The organism is Actinomadura violacea, from assembly GCF_017573465.1.
In the GTDB taxonomy this organism is placed as follows: Bacteria; Actinomycetota; Actinomycetes; order Streptosporangiales; family Streptosporangiaceae; genus Spirillospora; species Spirillospora violacea.
This window is the reverse complement of sequence record NZ_JAGEPF010000003.1, coordinates 77150-100713: the sequence shown is the minus strand read 5'-3', so window position 1 is coordinate 100713 and position 23564 is coordinate 77150. Positions and strand designations below refer to the sequence as shown.

Sequence of the window (23564 nt, the reverse complement as noted above, 5' to 3'; positions counted from 1 at the left end):
TCAGGGGGAGCCCGAGGCGAGCAGCCCCCGCCGGAACGCCTCGGCGACGGCGGCCGCCCGGTCGCTCACGCCGAGCTTGGCGTAGATGTTCAGCAGATGGGTCTTGACCGTGGCCTCGGTGATGAACAGCCGGGCCGCCGCCTCCCGGTTGGTGTTCCCGGCCGCCACCAGCTCCAGCACCGTCAGCTCCCGCTGGCTGAGCAGCTGCGGGGCCGGCTCCCGCACCCGGTTCATCAGCGACGCCGCCACCGACGGCGACAGCACCGCCTCGCCGTGCGCCGCGGCCCTGGCCGCCCGCAGCAGCTCGTCGCGCGGCGCGTCCTTCAGCAGGTAGCCGGTCGCGCCCGCCTCGATCGCGGGCAGCACGTGGCTGTCGGTGTCGTAGGTGGTCAGCACCAGGACGCGGGCCCGGCTGCCGCGCCGGCCCAGCTCGGCGATCGCGGTCAGCCCGTCCATGCCGGGCATCCGCAGGTCCATCAGGACCACGTCGGGCTCCAGGTCCAGGGCGAGCCGCAGGGCCTCGGCGCCGTCCGCGGCCTCGCCCAGCACCTCGAACCCCGGCGCCGAGGCGAACATGCTGCTCAGCCCGTCGCGCACCACCGGATGGTCGTCGGCGATCAGCAGCCTGATCGGCGCGTCGGTCACCGGCGGTCACCCGCCGAGCTGGCCGGGACGCACGCCGAGATGCCCGTGCCCGCGCCGGGCTCCGACTCGATCTGCAGAGTGCCGGACAGGTCCTCGATCCGCTGCCGCATCACGGCCAGGCCGAACCCGCCGTGCGCGGCGGTGCCCTCGCCCAGGCCGTCCGGCTCGAACCCGCCGCCGTCGTCGCGGACGTCGAGGACCACCTCATGCTCCATGTACGACAGTGTCACACCCACCCGGTTCGCCCGCGCGTGCTTGGCGACGTTCGCGAGGGCCTCCTGGGCCGTGCGCAGCAGCGCGAACTCGGCCTCGGGCGACATCGGCCGGGTCGTCCCGGTGGTGGTGACCTCCACCGGGACCCCGTGCAGCGCCGACCAGCGCCCGGCGACGTCGGCCAGCGCCTCGCTCAGCCGGGCCGTCCGCAGCACCTCGGGACGCAGCGCGTGCACCGACCGGCGCGCCTCGGTGAGGCTCTCCCTGGCCAGCGCGATCGACGCGGACACGTGCCGGCGCCAGCGGGCGGGGTCGTCGGCCGACTGCTCCGCCGCCTGCAGCTGCGCGATGATCCCCGTGAAGCCTTGCGCGAGGATGTCGTGGATCTCCCGGGCCATCCGGTGCCGCTCGTCCAGGACCCCCGCCTCCCGGGCCTGGCTGACGAGCTGCTCATGCAGGCCCGCGTTCTCGGCGAGCGTCGACTCCAGCCGCCGGTTGGCCTCCTCCAGGTCCGCGAGCGCCTGGATGCGCTGGTCGTTCTGCTTGTCGCCGACCCAGCCGACCCAGGTCGCCGCCGACATGATCAGCACGTTGACCGCGAGGATGGCGGTGACGATGGCCCAGCCGAGCGGCGTGGACTTGTCGACCCCGGACGCCTGCGCGGTGCCGGCCACGACCGCCACCGCCGCGACGCCCAGCAGCCGCCACGGCCAGCGCAGCAGGCTGAACGCGTAGATGTAGGCGGCGGGGGTGAAGAAACCGAACCAGGAGTCCCGGGCCACCAGCACCGCGGTGATCATGAGCAGCCCGACGAAGAACACCGCCATCTCCGTCGAGCGCTCCCGCCAGGCGGGGTGCAGCGTGAACATCCACAGCATCCACGCGCCGGCGAGAGCGCACAGGCCGAGGTCGACGAGCAGGGACCCGGCGTCGGAGGACTTGAGGATCGCGGTGAAGACGGTCAGGACGGCCAGCAGCACGTACGGCACGACGGTGACGATCGGCATCCGCCGCTGCTCACGGGTGTCCAGGCGGGTGAGCGGTGTCGGACCGGCCATTGCGCCCCCTTCCACCACGGAGCTCATTCCCAGCGGAACCACCTGGCCGCGGCCACCCCGAAGACGACCGCGTACCCCACCATGATCAACAAAGAGGCGGTCGGTGGGAAGTGTCCCCCGCTCGCGTCCTTCAGCGCGCGCACCGCCGCGCCGAGCGGCGTGTCGTGGCTGATCGTGCGCAGGATCGACGGCATCTGCTCGATCGGCAGCCAGAGCCCGGCGAAGAACATCATCGGGAAGAACAGCACGGTGCCGATCGCCTGGGCGGCGCTGCGGGTCGGGGTGACGGCGGCGATGAACAGGCCGATCGCCATCAGCTGCGCGGCGGCCAGCACCCAGGCCAGCACGAACCCGCCGAACTGCTTGGGCAGCACGACGTCGAAGGCGAGCTTGGCGACCGCCAGGAACACCACGAGCGTGACCAGGGCGGTGACGAGGTTGACGGCGAGCTGCGCGCCGAGCACCCGGGCCGGGCCGATCGGCGTGGTCTCCAGCCGGCGGAGCACGCCCTTCTCCCGGTAGCCCGCCAGCGTCGAGGGCAGCGCGGTGAGCGACAGGATGGCCAGCGAGAACGCGACCAGCACGGGCACGTAGATGTCGAGTTCGGTGAGGCCGCCGTAGACGTGCTTGGCGTGGTTGAAGGACGGGATGTTGCCGAAGATGATCAGCAGCAGCAGCGGGAACCCGACGCCCCAGATGGGGCCGACGCGGTCGCGCAGGTAGAGGCGGAACTCGGCGCGGCTGAGCCGCCACAGGGCGGACCCCGGGCTCGCGGCCGGCGGTGTTGCGATGTTGGCTGACACTCCTGGCTCCTTGGTGTGGTGGTGTCCCTGCCGGTCGGGGCCGGGCCGAACGGCCGGGTTCACCGGCCGCTGATGCGCCGGCCGGTCAGCTCCACGAACGCGTCCTCGAGGTTGGCCTGCTCGACCCGCAGGTGCTCGGCCACGATGTGGTTGCGCGCCAGCACGGACGTGACCGCGTTGAGGGCGTTGTTGTTGCCGGTGACGAACACCAGGCCGTCCCGGCGGGTGACGCCGGTGACGTCGGGGAGGTCGGCCAGCAGGTCGAGGTCCATCTCCACCGACGGGCGGAACTGGATGCGCTGCTCCACGTGGGCCTTCTCGGCGAGCCCTGCGGGGGTGTCCACCGCCACGACCCGTCCGGCGTCGATTAAGGCGACCCGGTCGCAGAGGCGCTCGGCCTCCTCCATGAAGTGGGTGACCAGCACCATCGTGACGCCGCGGGACCGGACGTCCTCCATGAGCTGCCAGGTGTCGCGGCGGGCCTGCGGGTCCAGGCCGGTGGTCAGCTCGTCCAGCATCGCGACCTTCGGGCGGCCGACGAGGGCGAGCGCGATCGACAGCCGCTGCTTCTGGCCGCCCGACAGCTTCCCATACCTGGTCTTGGCCTTGTCGGCGAGCCCGAGCACCTCCATCAGCGTGCGCCAGTCGGCGGGGCTGCGGTAGAAGGAGCTGTACAGCTCCAGCGCCTCGGCCACCTGAAGCTTCTCCGGCACCTCGCTGTGCTGCAGCTGGACGCCGAGCGTCTGGGTCAGCTCGGCCCGGTCGCGGCGCGGGTCGAGCCCGAGCACGCTGATCGTCCCGCCGTCGGGGGCCCGCAGCCCCTCGATGCACTCGACGGTGGTGGTCTTGCCCGCGCCGTTGGGGCCGAGGATCCCGAAGATCTCGCCGTCCTGCACGGTGAAGGAGACGTCGTCGACGGCGACGGTCTCCCCGTAGGTCTTGCGCAGGTTCCGCACCTCGATCACTGCTGGCATGTCCGTCCTCTCCGAACGGGATGGGCGATGAGCAGAGCGTCGCACCGGGGTGACCCTGCGCGCATCGCCCGGACGGCGCCGGTCCGGTGGGTTCGGGGATCAACCGGATGGTGGAGCCGCCCCACCGATCGGCCGTTCATTTGTCGGGCGGCGGGCGCTCGGCCAGACTCCGGGGAAAACGCGCCGAGCGGCCCGGGAAAGGGACGACACGATGGAAGTTTCGCTGGTAGGCCTTTCCGTCGGGACCTGGATCGCGTCGTCGCTCGGCGTCGCGGCCCGGCTCGGCATCGCCGACGCGCTCGCCGAAGGTCCGGCGACCGGCGCGGAACTCGCCAAGGCCGTGGGCGCGCATCCGGACGCCATTCCGCCGCTGTTGCGGACGCTGGCGATGGTGGGCGTCTTCGGGCAGGACGAGGAGGGCCGATATGTCAACTCGGCGCTCTCCGAACAGCTCAGGACCGATCATCCGCAATCGCTCCGGTATTTGTGCGCGCTGACCGGCGGGCTCTATTTCCAGGCGTCCGGCGGACTGTTCGACGCGGTCCGGACGGGGAGGCCCGCGCTGCCGTCCGTGTTCGGCGTGCCCCTGTACGAGCAGCTGGAGCGCGACCCGGAGACCGCCGCGATCTTCGACCGGGCCATGGAGGACCTGGCGCGCCCCGTAGCGGCGGCGCTCGCCGAGCACTACCCGTTCGAGGGCGTGCGTACCGTGGTCGACGTCGGCGGCGGCAACGGCGCCCTGCTCAAGGGGATCCTGGCCGCCCACCCGCATCTGCACGGCATCTGCGCGGACCGCCCCGAGGTCTGCGGCCGGGCCGAGGGCGAGCTGCGCCGGTCGGGGGACCAGGACCTCATCGACCGGCTGACGTTCCAGCCCATCGACGTCTTCCGCGAGTGCCCGCCCGGCGCCGACCTCTACGTGCTGAAGAACGTGCTGCACGACTGGAGCTCCGGCAGCGCCGTGCGGATCCTGAGCAGCGTCCGGGACGCGATGCGGGCCGGCGCCGAGCAGAGCGCGCGGCCGGTGCTGCTGGTGATCGACCCGCTCGTCGAGCACGACGCGGGCGCGGCGATCCGGCCGCTGATCAAGCTGGTCATCGGGGAGGACCGGACCCGCGAGCGCAGCGAGGCCGATCTGCGCAAGGAGGCGGCCGAGGCGGGCCTCGAGGTGCTGTCGGTGACGCCGCTGCCGCCCGAGCTGACCGTCGCCGCCTGCGCGCTCGCGGACTGACCCGCAGCACGCCGCGCCCCGTCCCGCCTGGGACGGGGCGCGGCGGCACCGCAGGTCAGCGCATCAGCCGGCCGCGTCCTGGAAGTGCGCCCGCAGGACCTTCATGACGGCGTCGGCCTCGGTGGACACGAAGAAGTGGCCGCCGGTGAACACCCGCAGGTCGAACTCCCCGGTGGTGTGCTTCACCCACGCGTTGGCCTCGTCCAGCGTCGTCTTGGGGTCCTCGTCACCGGTCAGCACGGTGATCGGGCAGCTCACGACGGTGTCGGGCGGGCACCGGTACGTCTCGGCGGCGCGGTAGTCGGCGCGGAGCGCGGGCAGCGCGGCCCGCATCATCTCCGCGTCGCCCAGCAGCGCCGAGGCGGTGCCGTCCAGCCGGCGGACCTCCGCCATGATCGAGTCGTCGCTGAGGTGCGCCCGCTCGTCCCGGTGGGACGACGGTGCCCGGCGCCCGGAGGCGAACAGCCGCACCGGCGGCCGCCCGTCCGCCTCCATCCGGCGCGCCACCTCGAACGCCAGCACGGCGCCCAGGCTGTGGCCGAAGAGGGTCACCGGCAGCTCGGGCTGCCGCCGCAGCACGCCGTGGACGCGGTCGGCGAGCTCCTTCATGTCGTCGATCGGCTTCTCGCCCCTGCGGTCCTGCCGGCCCGGGTACTGGACGGCCACCACGTCCACGTCGGGGCTCAGCGCCGCCGCCACCGGAAGGAAGAAGGGCGCGGACCCGCCGGCGTGGGGGAGGCAGACCAGCCGGGCCGTCGCGGCGGGGCCGGGCCGATAACGCCGGCACCACAGATCATCACCGGAAGAAGGCATACCGCTCCAGAATTCTCGTCGCACCGGGCGGCCCGAAAATAGCCGAGCATTCGGAAAGCGGGCAACAGCGGTGCCCGCCGGGCGCCGCTCAACCGGCGAAATGCAGCGGTTGAACGGTCCGTTGCCCGGCCCCGATGATGCGGTTACGCTGCCATCGGCTGAGCCCGCTCGGGTGCGATTACCGTGCGCCGTGCCCCCCGCGGTCTCCGGAATGCGTGCCGACAATGAAGGGGTGACCTACGTTGGGCCACAAATTCTCACTCGTTCTCAGCCGGGAGATAACCGACGAGGAATCGGCGATCCTGCGCGATGCGGGCTGCGCCTGCGCGACGTTCGGGCCCGACTCGCTGCCGACCGACGCCTCCGTCCCCGTCACGAAGATGGAGTTCGACGACACCGAGTCCCCGTCGCTGGCCGAGGCCATCGAGTCGGCGCTGGAGGCGGTGAAGAAGGTGCCCGACCTGAGCGTCCCCGGGCTGACGGTCCCCGCGGTGCCGGCCGCGGACTCCGCCGAGGGCCCGGACGGCGGCTCCGCCGCGCGGGAGCCCGGCGAGCCCGGCGTGCTCGTCGGCGAGGTGGTCGAGGAGGAGCCGGCGCCCGGGAACGGCGCGGCGAAGGCGACCGCGACGAAGGCGGGTGCGGCTGCCGAGTCCGACTGACATGCCGCCGGGAGGCGCCCGGGGCCGGCCGGTCCTGGCAGGGCTGCTCCGCGCGTTCCTGCGGCCGTACTCCCGGCAGTCGGGCCTCGTCGTCGTCCTGCTGGCCGTGCAGGCCGCCGGCAACCTCTACCTGCCCGACCTGAACGCCGACATCATCGACCACGGCGTCGTCGACGGCGACGTCGGCCACATCCTGCGGGCCGGCGGCCTGATGCTCGGCATCGTGCTGGCCCTCGGCGGCGTCTCCATCGCGACCGTGTACGTGGCCGCGCGGGTGTCGATGGGCGCGGGCGCCGATCTGCGGGCCGCCGTCTACACGCGGGTGCGGTCGTTCTCCGCCGGCGAGATGGACCGCTTCGGCGTCCCGTCGCTGATCACCCGCAACGTCAACGACGTCCAGCAGGTGCAGCTGTTCCTGATGTCGCTGCCCGTGCTGGTCGTCGCGGTCATCATGAGCGCGGGCGCGGTGGTCATGGCGGTCCGGGAGAGCGCCCGGCTGTCGCTGCTGCTCGCGGTCACCGTTCCGGTCCTGGCTCTGGTCGTCGGCGTGCTGCTGGCGGTGCTGGTACCGCTGGCCCGCTCCGTGCAGGACCGGTACGACGGCATGACCCTGATGCTGCGCGAGCAGATCACCGGCGTCCGGGTGATCCGCGCGTTCGTCCGGACGGACGCGGAGCGGGACCGGTTCGAGGAGGCCAACGCCGGCATGACGGCCACCATGCTGCGGGCCAACCGGATCTTCGCGATGACCATGCCCGCCGTGCTGATCATCGCCAATCTGTCGAGCGTGGCCGTCATCTGGTTCGGCGGGCGGCTGGTGGACGGCGGCGCGATGCCGGTCGGCAACCTGACCGCGTTCCTGGTCTACATCCTGCAGATCCTGGTGTACGCGCTGACCGCCGTGACGGTCGTCGTGCTGCTGCCGCGCGCGGTGGCCGGGGCGGAGCGGATACAGGAGGTGCTCTCCACCGTGCCGGCCATCCGGGACCCGGCGCGCCCGGTCGTCCCCGACCGCGTCACCGGCGCCGTGGAGTTCCGCGGCGTCGCCTTCGGCTATCCGGGCGGCGAGCGCCCGGTGCTCACCGACCTGACCTTCGAGCTGCGGCCCGGCCGGGTCAGCGCGATCATCGGCGGCACCGGAAGCGGCAAGACCACCCTGATCAACCTCATCCCGCGGTTCTTCGACGCCACCGCCGGCACCGTCCTGGTGGACGGGACGGACGTGCGCGAGCAGGAGGCCGAGGCGCTGTGGGCCGGCATCGGGCTGGTCCCGCAGACGTCCTTCCTGTTCGGCGGGACCGTCGCCGGGAATCTGCGGTTCGGCATGCCGGACGCCACCGACGAGCGGCTGTGGCGGGCCCTGGACGTCGCGCAGGCGCGGGACTTCGTCGCCGCCCTGCCCGGAGGGCTCGACGCCCCGGTCGACCAGGGCGGCACCAACCTGTCCGGCGGCCAGCGCCAGCGGCTGTCGATCGCCCGCGCGCTGGTCCGCCGGCCCCGGCTGTACCTGTTCGACGACTGCTTCTCCGCCCTCGACACCGGCACCGACGCCCGGCTGCGGGCCGCGCTGCGCGCCGAGACGCGGGACGCCGCCGTGGTCATCGCCGCGCAGCGGGTCAGCACGATCATGCACGCCGATCAGATCATCGTCCTGGACGGCGGCGCCGTCGCCGGGATCGGGACGCACCGCCGGCTGCTCGCCGGCTGCGAGCCGTACCGGGAGATCGTCGCGTCGCAGCTCGGCGCCGAGGCCGTCCGATGAGCGACGGGACGAACGGCCGCACAGGGCGCGGGTTGGCCGCGCTGCTGCGCCCGGAGCGGCTGCGGCTGAGCGTCGTGGCGGTGTTCGGCGTACTGGCGGTCGCGACCCTGCTGACCGGCCCGCAGATCCTCGGCCGCGCCACCGACATCCTGTTCGACGGGCTGATCGGCAAGAGCCTCCCGGCAGGCACGACGAAGGCGCAGGCGATCGCGTCGCTGCGGGCCCATGGCCACGGGCACATCGCCGACATGCTCGCCGGCATGGACATCGTCCCCGGGGCCGGCGTCGACTTCGCCCGCCTCGGCCGGGTGCTGGGCCTGGCGGCGCTGGTGTACGTGCTGGGCGCCGCGTTCTACTGGGCGCAGGGCTACCTGCTCGCCGGCGTCTCCCAGCGGATCGTCCACCGGCTGCGCCGGGACGTCGAGGAGAAGCTGGCCCGCCTTCCGCTGTCGTACTTCGACAGCCGCCCGCACGGCGACCTGCTCAGCCGGGTCACCAACGACGTCGACAACATCGGCACCACCCTCAACGAGGGCCTCAGCCCGCTGCTCATCTCGGTGCCGATGCTGGCCGGGGTGCTCGGCATGATGTTCTGGATCTCGCCGCTGCCGGCCGCCGTCTCGCTCGCCGGGATCCCGCTGATGATGGGGCTGACGGTCGCCGCCGTCCGGCGGTCCAAGCCCTGGTTCACCGCCCAGTGGGAGCGGACCGGCCGGCTGAACGGCCTGGTCGAGGAGACCCACAGCGGCCATGCCCTGGTGCTGGCGTTCGGCCGCCGGCGACCGGCGATCGAGGAGTTCCGCGAGCAGAACGAGCGGCTGTACGAGGCGGGCTTCCGGGCCCAGTTCCTGTCCGGGGTGATCCTGCCGGCCATCCAGTTCGTCGGGAACCTGAACTTCGTGGTCGTCGCGGTGCTCGGTGGCTACCAGGTGGCCACCGGCGTGATCTCCCTCGGCGCGATGCAGGCGTTCATCCAGTACTCGCAGCGCTTCACCACGCCGGTCGCGCAGATCGCCGGGCAGCTCAACGCGGTCCAGTCGGGGCTGGCATCGGTGGAGCGGGTCTTCGAGCTGCTCGCCGCGCCGGAGGAGGAGGCGCTGCCCGCGCTGGACGACGGCCGGGAGGGGGACGAGAAGGTCGGCGCGGCCGGCCGGATCGAGCTGCGGTCGGTGTGCTTTCGCTACCACCCGGACACGCCGCTCATCGAGGACTTCTCCCTGGAGGCGGCGCCGGGCCAGACCGTCGCGATCGTCGGGCCGACCGGCGCGGGCAAGACGACCGTCGTCAACCTGCTGATGCGGTTCTACGAGATCGACGCCGGGCAGATCCTGCTGGACGGCGTGGATTACCGCGACCTCGGCCGCGACCAGGTGCGCCGCTGCTTCGGCATGGTGCTGCAGGACACCTGGCTGTTCGCCGGGACGATCCGCGACAACATCGCCTACGGCCGCGACGACGCCACCGACGAGGAGGTCATGGCGGCCGCCAAGGCGGCGTACGTGGACGACTTCGTCCGCACCCTGCCCGACGGGTACTCCACCGTCATCGACGGCGACGCGTCCGGCATCTCCTCCGGGCAGCGGCAGCTGCTCACCATCGCCCGCGCCTTCCTGGCCGACCGCGGCATCCTGATCCTGGACGAGGCGACCAGCCACGTCGACACGCGAACCGAGGTGCTGATTCAGGACGCGATGGCCCGGCTGCGGGCGGGCCGCACCAGCTTCGTGATCGCGCACCGGCTGTCGACCATCAGCAACGCCGACGTGATCGTGGTGATGGACGGGGGCCGGATCGTCGAGCAGGGCGCCCACGAGGATCTGCTGCTGCGCCGCGGCCTCTACCACGAGCTGTGCGCAGGCCAGTTCTCCGCCGGGGACTCGCTCACTCCGTGAGCCCGGCCGGGCGCCGGCCCCGCACTTCGCGGGCGACGTCGCTGACCCGGCCGAGGGTGGGCTCGCGGACGATCCGGACCAGTTCGTCCATGAATTCCTGCTCTCCGCGCCCGACCACGGTCCGGGACACCTCCCGGATCATCGAAAGCAGCAGCAGGGAGTCGCCGCCGAGCTGGTGGAAGTCGGCCCCCTCGTCCAACTGAACGGCATCGAGCCGCAGGGTGCGCGACCAGATTCCGGCGACCGCTGAGGCGACCTCGTCCAGGTCCGCGGCGGCGGTCGCGGCGGGGAGGCCGGCGAACGGGTCGGGCAGCCGGGCGGCGTCGAGCTTGCCGTTGGGCGTGCGCGGGATCTCCGGCACCGGGGCGATCGCGGCCGGCACCATGTACCGCGGCAGCCGCTCGGCGACGAATCGGCGCAGCTCGTCCGGGGTGACCTCGGGGCCGCCGACCACGTAGGCGCAGAGTGCGGGCGCCGCGCCCGGCCGCGTCCGCGGCAGCACGGCGGCCTGCCGGACCAGCGGGTGCTCCTCCAGCGTCTGCGCGATCTCGGCGGGCTCGATCCGGTGGCCCGCCACCTTCACCTGGTCGTCGACCCGGCCGACGAAGGTCAGCTCGCCGCCCGGAAGCCGCCGGACGAGGTCGCCGGTCCGGTAGACGCGGGTCCCGTCGGCGAGCCGGACGAACCGCTCCCGGGTCAGGTCGGCGCGGCCGCGGTAACCGCGGGCCAACTGAACACCGCCCACGTACGCCTCGCCGACCTCGCCGGGCGCCACGAAACGGCCGCGCGCGTCCAGCACGTACAGGGCGTTGCCGTCCATCGGCCGCCCGAACGGGACCCCCGCGTCGGTGTCGGCCGCGGGGTCGAACTCGTGCGAGGTGTTCACGATGGCCGCCTCGGACGGGCCCCACTGGTTGAGGATCCGGCATTGCGATCCGAGCGCGTCCCTGGCCCGCAGGGCGGTGGAGCGGCGCAGCAGCTCGCCCGCCGCCATCACCACCTGCATGGTCGAGCGTCGGACGCCCGACTGGGCGATCAGCTCCAGGTGCGACGGCGTCACCGCCATCGCGGTCGCACCACGGTCCTCCACCGCCGCCCGCAGCGTGGCCGCGTTCACCTCGCGCACCGGGAGCACGCACCCGCCGGCCAGCAGCGGCAGGAAGAACGCGTAGCCCGCCACGTCGAAGGAGATCGATGGGATCAGCAGCATCCGGGTCGACGCGTCGATGCCGCACTCACGGGTCGCCCACCGGACGAAGTTGACGACGCTGCCGTGCTCGATCTCGACGCCCTTGGGCGCGCCGGTCGAACCCGAGGTGTAGACGACGTAGGCCAGGTCCGCGGGCTCACCGGGCACGTCCTGCCAGGTGTGCGGCTCGTCGTACGGCACATCGGCCAGGCTCAGGCCCGCGCAGCCGGGCGGCAGGCAGGCGCGCCGCTCCGCGGCCGGTTCCAGCAGGCAGATCCGCGCGCGGGCATCGGTGAGCAACCGGACGATCCGCGCGTCCGGATGGCTCTCGTCGATCGGCAGGTAGGCCGCGCCCGCCTTCAGCACGCCCCAGAGCGCGGTGATCGCGGCGGCCGAGCGCCCGGCGACCAGGCCGACCAGGTCACCGCGGCCGATCCCGCGCGCATGCAGAGCCGCGGCCACGGCACCGGCCCGCCGGTCCAGTTCGGCGTAGGTGAGTGCGCCGTCCGGGTCCTCGACCGCCACGGCGTCCGGCGTGCGGGCGACCTGCTCGGCGAGCAGGACCGGCAGCGTGCAGGGCGGCAGCGTGCAGGGCGGCAGCGTGCAGGGCGGCAGCGTGCAGGGCGGTACGGGCGGCCCCGCGACCTCACCCGCCGGGACGCGGTACGCGCGCGGCGACAGCTCCTCCTCGATCTCGTCCAGCAGCGCCTCGACCCGCTCGGCCGCGCCGCGGCCGTCCCGCCAGGCGACGGTCACCTCCGTCCGGCCCCGGCACTCCACAATGGCCAGCTCGGGCGAGAATCCGACCCCGCCCAGCGCGTAGCACGAGGTGGCCTCGAACATGTCGGTGCTGAGGGCGGCGAGGTCGACCGTGCCCAGATGCGAGATGCAGGCCGCGGTGTCGGCGTACCCGCGGTCCCGCAGGAAGTCGGGGTTCTGCACGGCCATGCCGTCGATCCACCGGTACAGCGACCGCAGCAGCGGCAACGGCATGGACATCGGGTACGGGTCGTTCCGGTTGGCCAGATACCGGTGCTCGCCGAGCGCCCTGAGCAGCTCGGCGTGCACATCGGTCCAGTCGTCGTCCGGGCTCACGCCGAGCTTGACGGCACCGCTCACCATCCCGGTGGTACGCAGCCCGGGCAGGTACCGGCGCAGGTCGACCGGGACCAGGACGGGGCCCTGCGCCGGCCCGTGCGTCGCGACCCGCCGGACGATCCGCGCCGTCGCGGCCGGATGGGCGCCGTCGACCGTGCGCCGCCGCCACAGCGACCGGCGCGGCCCCTTCGGCGCGTTCCCCAGCGGCGACCGCCAGGTCAGCGGCGACGGTGCGGCCCTCGGCGGGAGCTCGACGCCCAGCCGCTCCGCGATCCGCTCCATCACCTCCTCCAGCGTCAGCGGCGAGGCGGCGCCCTCGACGGGCTCACCGCGCAGCGCCCGGAAGACCTGGGTCTGCCAGAGCATCGCGCCGCCGCCGTCCATCACGCCGTGGTTGGCCCGGAAGACCACCGTGGTGGGGGAGCCCTGGACCAGCACCACCTCGCAGCTCGCGCTCTTCTCACCGGTCAGCGGCATGCGCAGGAGCGGGGAGTCCAGCCGGGCGCGGTCGAAGTCCGCCGCGTCCGCCACCCGCACCGCCGGAGCGACGCCGCCGTCCACCCAGCGCTGCCCGCGCCGGACCAGCCGCGCGCCCGGGCACGCCTGCGACGCGGTCGCGACGGCCGCCCGCAGCGCCTCGGGATCGATGCCGCCCTCGCCCTCGACGCAGAGCTGGACGTCCATGACCAGGCCGCGCGGATGTGCGAGCGCGAGCCATTCATGCGGCGATATGGGTTTACCGTACCGGCCCGCTTCCGACCGCGCAGGCATGGAAGTCCCCTCGTGCGGTGAATACCGGAGAATCATCCCGCATTTCGTGCGGCGGCGTTCAACCGCGGCGGTGCCGCAGTTGAACGCCGGCCCGCCGGCGACGGCCTGTCGGCCATTCAGCCGTGCGGCTATTCGGCTATCTCGGTGCGCATCGTCCAGGTGAAGACGACCTGCCGGTCCGGCGCGCCGTCCACGGCATCGCCGGCCCGCTCGAAGTGCTCGTATCCGCCGTGGTGAGGGAGCTTGATCTTCTGGTCGTGCGGGCCGACCATCCGGTCGCGCGACGTCTGCGGGATGCTGGCCGGGCCTCCCACCAGCACCGCCGAGACGGAGCCGGTGGCCGGCACGGTCCGCGTGATGTGGTCCATCGGAGCTCCTTTGTTTTAGGGCTCGTCCACTCCTCGACCACTATGAAAGCGCCTTTTCCACCCGGACGGAAATCCGTTACTGTCGGAGTTAAGTGAGCACGGACTCGCGCCCGACCGGAGGTGATGCCCGACGCCAGGGGGCCCAGTAGTGCGGCCCCGCGGCCGTCACCACACGTTCGCCTTGATGACGGCGTCCATCCGGGACACGGCCCCGAGCTTGGCGAAGATGTTGCGCAGGTGCCGTTTCACGGTGGCCTCGGTCAGATCGAGCCGGGCCGCGATCTGACCGTTGCTGAACGCCTGGGCCACCAGGTCCAGCACCTCGCGCTCCCGGGGTGACAGGGCGTCCGCCGCCGAGCCCTGCTCGACGTAGCGCAGGCTCCCGCCGGACACCCCGAGCACGACCCGGTCGCCGTCCGCGCGGACCGCGCGTATCGCCGCCACCAGCTCCTGCCAGTGGACGCTCTTGAGCAGGTATCCGCGGATGCCGGCGGCGAGCAGCGTCTGAACGAGCTGCGGCCCCTCGTACATGCTCAGCACGATCACCCGCGAGCGGATCGAGCGCTTGCGGATCTGGCTCACCGTGTTCTTGGCCTTGCCGCCGGGGATCTCCACGTCGAGCAGCACGATGTCGGGCTGGGTCTGCTCGGCCAGGGCGACCGTGGTGGCGCTGTCCTCGGCCTCGCCGACGACGTGCAGGTCCTCCTGGGTCTCGAGGATCTCGCGCAGCCCCTCGCGGACGAGGGCGTGGTCGTCGACGAGGAGAATGGTCGTGCGGTCATCCCCGGGTGGCATCGCGATGCCCCGGTAGTGGTACGAAAAGCTCGACGTGGGTGCCCTGGCCGGGAATGCTGGCGATCGTCAAACGTCCTCCTATCAGGGCCGCCCGTTCCCGCATGGAGACGAGGCCGGTTCCGGCCGTGCCGGGGCCGCCCGCGGCCGGGCCGGCCGGGCAGGCGGGGGAGCCCGCGGGATGGTCGGGGCCGCCGGCGGGCAGCGTCCCGGAGCCGTCGTCCTGGACCCAGGCGTGCAGCCCGTGCGGGGCGAACGCGACCTCGATCAGCACCGAGTCGGCACCGCTGTGCTTCAGCGCGTTCCTGGTCGCCTCCCGGACGATCAGGAAGACCTCGTCGATGACGGCGGGCGGGGCCCAGCTCTCGTCACCCCGGAACCGCAGCCGCAGCTCGGCGTCGGCGGCGACCGACTCCACGTAGTGGGACAGGGCCTTGCGCAGGTTGCCGATCGGGGGCTGGCGCAGGTCGGAGGTGACGGCGCGCAGGTTCCCCATGGCCGCCGTCAGCGACTCCTTCGCGGTCGCGATCCGGGCGCTGGGCCGCAGCAGGTCGCCGGCGGTGTCGATCTCGTGCAGCTCGAGCTGGCGGAGCGCCACGCTGAGCCCCTCGCCGAGCCGGTCGTGCAGATCGCGGGTGATCCGGCGCAGCTTCTCCTCGTGCGCCTGGTCGGCGTGCTCCAGCAGCAGGCCGGTGTACTCCAGGGCGAGGTCGCGGACCTGGCCGGTGAGGCTCTCGTTCAGCGCCAGCACGGCGGTGACGAAGTGCGGCAGCAGGCCGGGGTCGTCCTCGACCGCCCCGGCGAGGCAGGTCACGGCGACGTCGAAGAACGCGCCGATCATGCGGAGCGGGTAGGCCGGGCTCAGCCATAAGTCCGGCGGGGTCTCCCGGGTCGCCCAGGTGAACATCGGGTGCCGGTCGCCGGGCGGAGCGCCGCCCCGCACGCTCGCCGTGACATGGTCGATGATCTGCGACGCTTCCTTCAGTGCCCGTTCACCCGCGTACGGGTTTTCGGTCACGGTCGCGTCGCGTAATGTCCGCATAAAGTTCGCGTACGAGGCTAATATCTCGCCGTGCTTGGCTTTGATGATCGCGGCGAATTGCTCCCGTCGCCCGTCGACCTCGTCAGGCGGGCGGCCTGAGTCGTGTGCCAGGTATTCGGCCACGTGTCCCCCTGGGTGACGCATTCTGCTGATCTTGCCCCCGGCGGCCGGGACGCGGCGCCCTGGTCGCCGGGGCAACGCTCCATCAGCGGCGCCGGTCGATCGCCCGGGCCCGTCCGTGCCGGCGGCCTGGGCGGGGAACGGCGGTTCGCGGCGCCGCCCCGCTGACATTCCGACATGGTCGTGTGAGCACAGCCCTGGCCTTCCGTCGCCGATCTCCCACGCGCACCGGGACCGGCGCCGCCCGGTGCATGACGCGCGGGCCCCTGGTTTGTCGTGCGAGTGAGCAGCAGTATTGTAGATCATTTCTTGGAAAAATGGTCAATGCCCGAGCCTGTAACTTCTCTGTGAAATCTGCTACGCAGGCTCCCTGCGCGCAAGTCGGTCACAGCAGGTGAGCGCGAATACTCATTCCGCTAATCACCGGTGGTCGGCGTGCGGCCGGAAGTCCGGGGCGCAATCGGCTGCGGGCCGCTCTCCGGCGCACTTGCCCAACGTCCGAATCACGGGCGCCCGCACACCCGCTCTGACCTGCGAATATGAATGCCGGCCAGCGGAGCCGCCGCATCGGTGGGCCGGCGAGTGCCGGCGCCCGGTCCGCTCGGACCGTCCGCCTGATGAGGGGTTCAACGAATTCCGGTATAAACCGCTAGAGAGCGACCAGGTGGTCACTGAACTGGTTCACCCCCGGCGCCATCTGCGCGGGCGCGGAGCTCTCCGGCGCGGCCAGGGCCTCCTGCCCGCCAGGGCCGCCGGACCTCCGAATCGGATTAGTTCACTTTCTGATCACAGGATTGCGAAAGTACTTGCGTCCATCGTTCCGCGTCCTCTGGCGCGCCGGCCGCACCGCCGGCACGGCACCGCGGGGCGGCCATGGCGTTCATTCGTGATCTTCAAGATGAACGCGATCATGATCCGTAAAGAAGAGTTCAACCCGTGCTATCCGCTGTTCACCGACGCTGACGACGTCATGGCGCCTTCGTTCGAAAGGTTTCGTGCGTCATTATGTCAGGAGAACGGCCTTGGCAAGACCCAATGCCGGTCTCGGTGCCTTGTTCGGGGGCGCTGAGGAGGTTGCTCGTTGCATCGGTCCACGTTATCGCGATGATCGTTCGAGCGCGGGTATCGAAAGTAGTACGCCGACTGCTCTGTTGTGAGTATCGGCGGAGGTGTCAAGGGGAGTCCCTGATATCCCTTAGGTGAAGCCGAGTTGTGTGCCCGTTGGGCCGCGGCTAGCATCCCAGCGGAGGTCGTGAGTTTTTGACGCGAGTTCTGGGCATTCATTGGGAAACGGCTCGGAGATACCACGATGGCATCGAAAGTGAATCTCGAATTAGCCGCCGAAACGGGCGAGGCCGCGATGGCCCGCCCGAAGAGCGCCGATCCGCTGAGCCTGCTCGACCACGCTCCCGAGGTCGAGCTGCCGGTCGGATCCCTGGTCCCCGGATTCCACCTGCGGCACGCCGGCACCGATCCCGCCCATGTCCGCCTGCTGGCCGACGCCGCCGGATCGGTGCGGTTCCCCTCCATCCTCGTGCAGCGCCGCGGTTCGCGGATCATCGACGGGATGCACCGGGTCGAGGTCGCGAAGCTGCGCGGCGAGCAGCACATCAGCGCCCGGCTCGTCGACTGCACCGACGTGGAGGCCCTGGTCCTCGCCGTCAAGTCGAACACCCGGCACGGCCTCCCGCTCTCCAGGGCGGACCGCATCTCCAGCGCCAAGCGCATCCTCACCGCCCATCCCGACTGGTCGGACCGCGCGGTGGCGAGCATCACCGGCCTGAGCGCGAAGGCGATCGCCTCGCTGCGCAACGGCACGACCGGCGAGGTCCCGGCCGACGGCAAGCGCCTCGGCCGGGACGGGAAGCGGCGTCCGATCCTGGCCGCCGAGGGGCGGCGGCGCGCCGAGGAGTACATCAAGGCCCACCCCGAGGCGTCGCTCCGCAAGGTCGCCAGGGAGACCGACGTGTCGCTGGGCACCGCGCACGACGTCCGGGAACGGCTCCGCCGCGCCGGCGAGCAGGGGGATTGCGCGGAACGCGCGGAACGCACAGGGCGTCTGGAGCCCGTCGGACGCGCCGAGCCCGAGCAGGCGGCGACGGAAACGACGGAGAGCACGCAGAGCGGGCCGGTGCCGCCGCCGCTGCCCATGCCCGCCCGGGGCGGCGGCCGCGGCGTCCAGCAGCTCACCTGGCCGATGATCGCGGCCAAGCTCGCCAACGACCCCGTGCTGCGCTACACCCAGGGCGGCCGGGCGTTCCTGCGCTGGATGGACCGGCGCTCGATGCAGACCGACGAGTGGCGGGAGTTCATCGACGCGATCCCGCAGCACTGGCTGGAGGACGTCGTCTGGATCGCGGTCACGATGAGCGAGGACTGGCGGCAGTTCGCCGAACTGCTGCGCAACCGCCGCGAAGCGACCGGCTGACCGGACCTCGGGCCGCCGCCGGCCGCCCGGCACGGGCTCAGCCGTGGGCCTGCTGGGCGTGCTTGGGAAGCAGGCCCACCAGCAGAAGCGTCAGGACGTTCAGCCCCGCGGCGATGCCGAACACCAGTTCCGCGGCGGCGAGCGAGGAGTGGACGGACAGGTGCCCGGCGCGGGCGAAGAACACCGTGCCGAGCGCGGCGACGCCGATGGCGCCGGCGAACTGCTGGACGGCGTTGAGCGTGCCCGCACCGGTGCCGACCTCTTCGGCGGTCGCGTCGCCGAGGATGAAGTCGACGAGCGGGACGAACACCAGCCCGGAGCCGAACCCGGTGAGCAGCAGCGCGGGCGCCAGCTTCCAGACGGTGATGTCCGCGCCCCAGTGGGCGACGGACCACCACAGGCCCAGGAGGCCGGCGACGGCGATGGCCAGCCCCAGGTGCAGGGCGGCTCGTCCGAGCTTCGCGGCGAGCACGGCGCCTGCGAGCAGGACGGCGACGGCGGTGCCGGCGGCCCAGGGGAGCAGTGCGAGACCGGTGTGCAGCGGCGTCCAGTGCAGGCCCTGCTGCAGGAGCAGGTTGATGATGAGGACGAACGCGCTGAGCGACCCGTAGAACCCGCCGACGATCATCAGGCCGACGACGAAGCTGCGCTTGCGGAACAGCGACGGCGCGATGACCGGGTGCGCGCTGCGCCGTTCGGAGACGACGAACAGCGCGAGCAGGACGACCGCGGACGCCATCATGGCGTAGGTCCAGGCGGGCCAGCCGAGGTCGCGTCCCTGGATGAGCGGGACGATGAGCAGCGCCGACGCCGCGGTGAGCAGGCCGACGCCGGTGAGGTCGAGGCGGGCGGCCGGGTCCTCCCCGCCGCGCCGGGGCATGACCCGCCAGGCGAGCGCGGCGGCGATGACGCCGAACGGGACGTTGATCAGGAAGATGGAGCGCCACTCGCTGCCGAACAGGTCGAGGTGGAGCAGCCAGCCGGCCAGCAGGGGCCCGGCCACGGTGGCCAGCCCCATCATCGGACCCATCGGGATCAGCGCCTTGCGCAGGTGCTGGGGCGGGAAGACGACCTTCACCATGGCCAGCCCCTGCGGGATCATGACCGACCCGCACAGGCCCTGCAGGGTGCGGGCGACGATCAGGAAGACGACGCCCGGGGCGAGGCCGCAGGCCAGCGAGGTCAGGGTGAAGCCGGTCATGCCGAGCAGGAACAGCCGCCGGCGTCCGAGCAGGTCGCCGAGCCGTCCCGAGGTGACCAGGCCGAGGGCGAAGGCGGCGGTGTAGGCGCTCAGCACCCACTGGACCGTGACCTGGGCGCCGCCGAGGTCGGCGCGGATGGACGGGCCGGCGAGGTTGGCGACGCTGGAGTCGATCAGATCCATGAGGTCGGCCAGGAACACGACGGCCAGGACGAGGGACGCGGTCCGCAGGGGCAGCGTCGTGGTGGGGGTGGTCGGTGCTTGGGATGTGCGCTGGTTGGTGGACACGAACACCGTTCTACGTCAGAGCAGTGTTCTGGTCAATACGAACACTGTTCTTAGTGATGCAGAACACCGTTCGTACCTTCGCTAGACTGACCGCATGTCACCGACTCCGCAGCAACGGCGCGCAGCGCGGCACCAGCTCGGCACCGGGTCGAGCGCCCCGGCGGCCCGGCGTGGACCGTCCGGCGGGCGCAAGAAGCCGATCACGGTCGACGTCATCATCGACACCGCCCTGGACATGGTGGAAGTGGAGGGCTACGAAGCCCTCACGATGCGGCGCCTGGCCACCGCGCTGGAGACCGGACCGTCGTCCCTCTACGCCCACGTGGTCAACAAGGAGGACCTGGACGAGCTGCTCATCGGCCGCCTGTGCGCCGAGATCGACCTGCCCGAACCGGATCCCGCGACCTGGCGGCAGCAGCTCATCGACGTCTGCGCCCAGCTGCGCGACCAGTATCTGCGTTACCCGGGCATCTCCCAGGCCGCCTTCGCCACCGCTCCGTCCAACCTGGAGACGATGCGCTACGCCGAGGGAATGCTCGCCATCCTGCTCGCGGGCGGCATCGAACCGCAGGCCGCCGCCTGGGCGATCGACTCGCTGTCGCTCTACGTCAACGCCTACAGCCTTGAGGTCTCCCTGGTGAACAGGCGGGTCGACCGCGGCGACGACGGCTGGGTCGTCAGCCGCGACGAACTGCTGCGCCGGTTCGCCGCCCTGCCCGACACCTTTCCCGAGTCCAAGCGCTACGCCGCCGAGCTCACCGCCGGAACCGGCCACGACCGCTTCGACTTCACCCTCGGCCTGATGATCGACGGCCTGCCGCACTCGCGCTGAGTTCCGCGCCGGCCGGCGACCTCGGCGGGGCCGGCCGGCTCAGGGTGATCCTCGGGGTTCGGGTCGGGGCGGATGTCAGGGTCGTCCCGGAGGCGTCGGCGCCTGGCGGGCTCTTAGCGTGAGCGCGGCGCAGAGAGCCCTAGGAAAAGGCGAGCGAGTGTTCCTGAACGAGAGTGCGGTCGTCAGTCTGTCCGCGGTCCACAAGAGGTACGGGAGCGGCGGAAACCGGGTCACCGCGCTCGACGGAGTCGACCTGTCCTTCCTCACCGGCACGTTCACGGCCGTCATGGGACCGTCCGGATCCGGCAAGTCGACGCTGCTGCAGTGCGCCGCCGGGCTGGACCGGGTGGACGGCGGCCAGGTGCTCCTGGCCGGAGCCGATCCGGCCCGGATGTCCGAGACGGCCCTGACGGTGCTGCGCCGGGAGAAGGTCGGTTTCGTCTTCCAGCAGTTCAACCTGCTGCCGTCACTGACCGCCCGGCAGAACATCGAGCTGCCCCTGCGGTTGGCGGGACGTCCGCCGCGTGGCGGGGACGTGGACCAGGTTCTCGCGGACGTGGGCCTCGGCGACCGCGCGAGGCATCTCCCGAGCGAGCTCTCCGGCGGCCAGCAGCAGCGCGTGGCCATCGCCCGCGCGCTGGTCACCGGCCCCGACGTGCTCTTCGCCGACGAGCCGACCGGCGCGCTCGACTCGCGGACCTCCCGCGACGTGCTGTCGCTGATGCGGCGGATCGTCGCCGAACGCGGCCAGACCATCATCATGGTCACCCACGACCCGGTCGCCGCCTCCTACGCCGGGCGGGCGGTCTTCCTGGCCGACGGCCGGATCGTGGACGAGGTCGAGGGCCCGACGGCCGAAGGCGTCGCCGCCCGCATGGCGCACCTGGAGACGAAGCCGTGCTGAGCATCGCCATCGCCACCGTCCGTACCCGGTGGGTCAGTTTCGTGGGCGCTTTCATCGCGCTGGCCCTGGGCACCGCCATGACCGCGATGATGGCCCTCACCCTCTTCGCCACCCAGGGCAGACCGCACTCCGGGCCGCAGCGCTTCACCAAGGCCGGCATCGTGGTGGTTCCCGCCGATCCGCGCGGCGATCCCGCGCACCTGCCCGCGTCCATCCCGGCCCGCACGGTCGCGCGCATCGCCGGCGAGGCAACGACCACCGCCGACCGCACCTTCGAGGTGGTGGCGGACGGCGGCCCGGTGGGCGTGGGCCATGGCTGGTCCGTCGCCCGGTTCACGCCCTACCGCCTGGTCGCCGGGCATGCTCCGGAGGCACACGACCAGGTCGTCATCGGCGGTGGCTCCCGCTCGCAGGTCGGCCGCACCGTCGAGATCCGCACCCCGGCCGGTGTCCGCGCCTACACCGTCGCCGGCGTCACTGAGCAGGTCTGGTTCGAGGACGCGGTGTTCTTCACCGACACCGAGGCGGCCCGGATCTCCCCGCCCGTCAACGCCCTGGTGGTCGGCGGGAGCGCCGAGGTCACGAGCATCAAGGACGCCGCCGGCCCCGGCATGCTCGTCCTCAGCGGGAACGACCGGGTCAACGCCGACCCCGACCCGTCGGGCGGCGCCAACGCGCTGATGAGCGCCAGCTCCATGGCGGGTACCACGATGGCCATCGCCACATCGGTCGCGATCTTCATCGTCATCGCCACCTTCGCCTTCGTCGTGGACCAGCGCTTGCGGGAACTGGCCCTGCTCCGCCTGGTGGGCGCCACCCCGCGGCAGGTGCGCCGCATGGTGCTGGCCGAGTCCGCCCTGGTGGGCGCCGGGGCGGCCACCGCGGGCTGCGTCCTGGGCACCATCGCCTCCGGCGCCCTCAACACCTGGATGATCGACCACGGCGTCGCCCCGCGCTGGTTCGAGATCGGCGTCGATCCGTTCGCCCTCGCCATCGCGTTCGTCCTCGGTGTCGTCTCCGCCCTGGCCGGCGCGGCGACCGCCGCCCGGCGCGCCTCCCGGGTGCGTCCCGTCGAGGCACTGCGCGACGCCGCCGCGAACCGCCGCGCCCTCTCCCCGCTGCGCTGGCTGCTCGGACTCGGCATGCTGGCCGGTGCGCTCATCACCGGCTACGTGCTCCGCGGCACCCCGGAGATCGCGGTCAACCCGCGCAAGTACGGCATGGTCCCCCTGCTGTACACGGGCGCGTTCGCCCTCCTGTCGCCGATCGTCATCCGGCCGGTCGTCCACCTGCTGACATGGCCGCTCACCCGCCTCGGAGCCACTGCCCTCCTCGTACGCCAGAACATGCTCAACGCCCGGCGCCGCACCGTTTCCACGGTCGTTCCCGTCGTCGTCGCCGTGGGCTTGGTGGCCACCATGCTGTGCGTCCAGCTCGCAGGCGACCGGGCCAGGGTCGACCAGGCGCGCCAGCAGACCCGCGCCGACTTCGTCGTCACGCCCCAAGAGGGCGCGGCCCTCAACGACCAGGCCGTCCAGGCCCTGCGTTCCGTGCCCGGCACCACGGTGACGACGGTGACGCCCCTCCGCATCTACGTGGGCACCTTGAAGGGCGAGGTCGTCGACACCCTCACCGGCCAGGCCGTCCCGTCCGACGCTCTGGGCAGGGTCCTCACCCCCCAGGTGGTCGAGGGCTCACTGAAGAACCTGGACGACGACTTCCTCGTCATCGACCAGAGGACCGCCAAGGGCGACGACCTCGCCCTCGGCCAGCGGGTCTGGACCTGGTTGCCGGACGGCACCCGCCGCGAAACGACGATCCGCGCCATCATCCAGACCGGCCTCGACGGAGACGCCACCTTCCTGTCCGCCGCCCAAACCCCCGCCCGTACGGGCGCCGCCCGCGCCTGGGTGACACTGCAGCCCGGCACCGACCGCGCCGACGTCCGGCGTCAGCTGGCCGCCGCACTCGCGCACCAACCGGTCAAGGCCGTCACGGCGGACGCGTACTTCGCCCGCTTGAAGGACGCGTCCGCAGCCAAGACGACCACGGCCGCCACCGTCATCCTGGGCATCTCGGTCGGCTACTCGCTGATCGCGGTCGCCAACACGCTGATCATGGCGGCGGCCGGCCGCCGCCGCGAGCTCGCCGCCCTCAACCTCGCCGGAGGCACCCGCGCCCAGACCCTGCGCATGGTGGGCGCGGAAGCATTACTGGCGGCCGTCGCCGGCGTGTTGCCGGCCCTCGGCGCCGGAGCCGCCGTCATCGCCACGCAGAGGCTGTCCCTCGAACGCATCGTCACCGCCCCTCGCTTGACCGTCCCCTGGGCGGACATCTGGCAGACCGCAGCAGTGTGCACGGTCGTCGCGACAGCGGCAGCGATCCTCGCGACCTGGCGCACCATGCAGGGACGAGCCATCGACGCCATGGGCACGCGAGAGTAGCGCGGCCCGACGACGGCTTGCTGCGGGGACGTCCCTC

18 protein-coding genes are annotated in these 23564 nt (G+C 72.1%); 8 read left to right on the top strand and 10 right to left on the bottom strand.

Going from position 1 to position 23564, the window contains the following annotated elements; translation table 11 throughout:
* Genes J4709_RS04875 through J4709_RS04860 form a run of 4 tightly spaced genes read right to left on the bottom strand, consistent with a single transcriptional unit; the run spans window position 1 to window position 3693 of the window.
* On the bottom strand, window positions 1-645 hold the full coding sequence (locus tag J4709_RS04875) for a response regulator (protein ID WP_208237391.1): 645 nt from the start codon (window positions 643-645) through the stop codon (window positions 1-3).
* Window positions 642-1916: a sensor histidine kinase gene (locus J4709_RS04870; RefSeq protein WP_208237389.1), complete on the bottom strand. Its 1275-nt coding sequence runs from the start codon at window positions 1914-1916 to the stop codon at window positions 642-644. The genes J4709_RS04875 and J4709_RS04870 overlap by 4 nt, the downstream gene beginning before the upstream one ends.
* A gap of 23 nt (window positions 1917-1939) precedes the next feature.
* Window positions 1940-2719 carry an ABC transporter permease gene (locus J4709_RS04865; protein WP_208237387.1) on the bottom strand — a complete coding sequence of 260 codons (780 nt, stop codon included), beginning with the start codon at window positions 2717-2719 and terminating at the stop codon, window positions 1940-1942.
* 59 nt (window positions 2720-2778) lie between these two features.
* Entirely contained in the window at window positions 2779-3693 is a 915-nt protein-coding gene (locus J4709_RS04860; protein ID WP_208237385.1) for an ABC transporter ATP-binding protein, read from the bottom strand.
* Window positions 3694-3904: 211 nt separating this feature from the next.
* Here J4709_RS04860 and J4709_RS04855 point away from each other — a divergent pair, with 211 nt between their 5' ends.
* Window positions 3905-4924: a methyltransferase gene (locus tag J4709_RS04855; RefSeq protein WP_208237383.1), complete on the top strand. Its 1020-nt coding sequence runs from the start codon at window positions 3905-3907 to the stop codon at window positions 4922-4924.
* A gap of 63 nt (window positions 4925-4987) precedes the next feature.
* On the opposite strand, the gene J4709_RS04850 is transcribed toward J4709_RS04855, so the two are convergent.
* Window positions 4988-5737, bottom strand: coding sequence for a thioesterase II family protein (locus J4709_RS04850; RefSeq protein ID WP_208237381.1), 750 nt, complete (start codon window positions 5735-5737; stop codon window positions 4988-4990).
* A gap of 242 nt (window positions 5738-5979) precedes the next feature.
* Between J4709_RS04850 and J4709_RS04845 the strand changes: the two genes are divergently transcribed.
* The 3 genes from J4709_RS04845 to J4709_RS04835 are packed head-to-tail and all read left to right on the top strand — an operon-like array spanning window position 5980 to window position 10050.
* On the top strand, window positions 5980-6396 hold the full coding sequence (locus J4709_RS04845; protein WP_208237379.1) for a hypothetical protein: 417 nt from the start codon (window positions 5980-5982) through the stop codon (window positions 6394-6396).
* Between the two features lies 1 nt (window position 6397).
* Window positions 6398-8158 carry an ABC transporter ATP-binding protein gene (locus J4709_RS04840; RefSeq protein WP_208237377.1) on the top strand — a complete coding sequence of 587 codons (1761 nt, stop codon included), beginning with the start codon at window positions 6398-6400 and terminating at the stop codon, window positions 8156-8158.
* On the top strand, window positions 8155-10050 hold the full coding sequence (locus J4709_RS04835; protein WP_208237375.1) for an ABC transporter ATP-binding protein: 1896 nt from the start codon (window positions 8155-8157) through the stop codon (window positions 10048-10050). The genes J4709_RS04840 and J4709_RS04835 overlap by 4 nt, the downstream gene beginning before the upstream one ends.
* On the opposite strand, the gene J4709_RS04830 is transcribed toward J4709_RS04835, so the two are convergent.
* The 4 genes from J4709_RS04830 to J4709_RS04815 form a co-directional block, all read right to left on the bottom strand.
* Window positions 10040-13108 carry an amino acid adenylation domain-containing protein gene (locus J4709_RS04830; protein WP_208237374.1) on the bottom strand — a complete coding sequence of 1023 codons (3069 nt, stop codon included), beginning with the start codon at window positions 13106-13108 and terminating at the stop codon, window positions 10040-10042. The genes J4709_RS04835 and J4709_RS04830 overlap by 11 nt on opposite strands.
* 128 nt (window positions 13109-13236) lie before the next feature.
* Entirely contained in the window at window positions 13237-13476 is a 240-nt protein-coding gene (locus J4709_RS04825) for a DUF5988 family protein (RefSeq protein ID WP_208237372.1), read from the bottom strand.
* 165 nt (window positions 13477-13641) lie between these two features.
* Window positions 13642-14271 (bottom strand): response regulator, encoded by a 630-nt coding sequence (locus J4709_RS04820; RefSeq protein WP_208237370.1) that lies wholly within the window; start codon window positions 14269-14271, stop codon window positions 13642-13644.
* Window positions 14255-15286: a sensor histidine kinase gene (locus J4709_RS04815; RefSeq protein ID WP_208237368.1), complete on the bottom strand. Its 1032-nt coding sequence runs from the start codon at window positions 15284-15286 to the stop codon at window positions 14255-14257. The genes J4709_RS04820 and J4709_RS04815 overlap by 17 nt, the downstream gene beginning before the upstream one ends.
* A 1465-nt stretch (window positions 15287-16751) precedes the next feature.
* Here J4709_RS04815 and J4709_RS04810 point away from each other — a divergent pair.
* Complete coding sequence (locus J4709_RS04810; RefSeq protein ID WP_208237366.1) at window positions 16752-17858, top strand: ParB/RepB/Spo0J family partition protein; 1107 nt, start codon at window positions 16752-16754, stop codon at window positions 17856-17858.
* A gap of 37 nt (window positions 17859-17895) precedes the next feature.
* Here the strand turns inward: J4709_RS04810 and J4709_RS04805 are convergent, their stop codons facing one another.
* Window positions 17896-19347 (bottom strand): DHA2 family efflux MFS transporter permease subunit, encoded by a 1452-nt coding sequence (locus J4709_RS04805; RefSeq protein ID WP_208237364.1) that lies wholly within the window; start codon window positions 19345-19347, stop codon window positions 17896-17898.
* A gap of 94 nt (window positions 19348-19441) precedes the next feature.
* On the opposite strand from J4709_RS04805, the gene J4709_RS04800 reads away from it, so the two are divergent.
* The 3 genes from J4709_RS04800 to J4709_RS04790 all read left to right on the top strand — a co-directional run bounded on the left by J4709_RS04800 (window position 19442) and on the right by J4709_RS04790 (window position 23527).
* A complete protein-coding gene (locus J4709_RS04800; RefSeq protein ID WP_208237362.1) occupies window positions 19442-20179 on the top strand; it encodes a TetR/AcrR family transcriptional regulator in 738 nt (245 codons plus the stop codon).
* A gap of 157 nt (window positions 20180-20336) precedes the next feature.
* Window positions 20337-21083: an ABC transporter ATP-binding protein gene (locus tag J4709_RS04795; protein ID WP_208237360.1), complete on the top strand. Its 747-nt coding sequence runs from the start codon at window positions 20337-20339 to the stop codon at window positions 21081-21083.
* On the top strand, window positions 21077-23527 hold the full coding sequence (locus J4709_RS04790) for an FtsX-like permease family protein (protein WP_208237358.1): 2451 nt from the start codon (window positions 21077-21079) through the stop codon (window positions 23525-23527). The genes J4709_RS04795 and J4709_RS04790 overlap by 7 nt, the downstream gene beginning before the upstream one ends.
* Window positions 23528-23564: the final 37 nt, after the last annotated feature.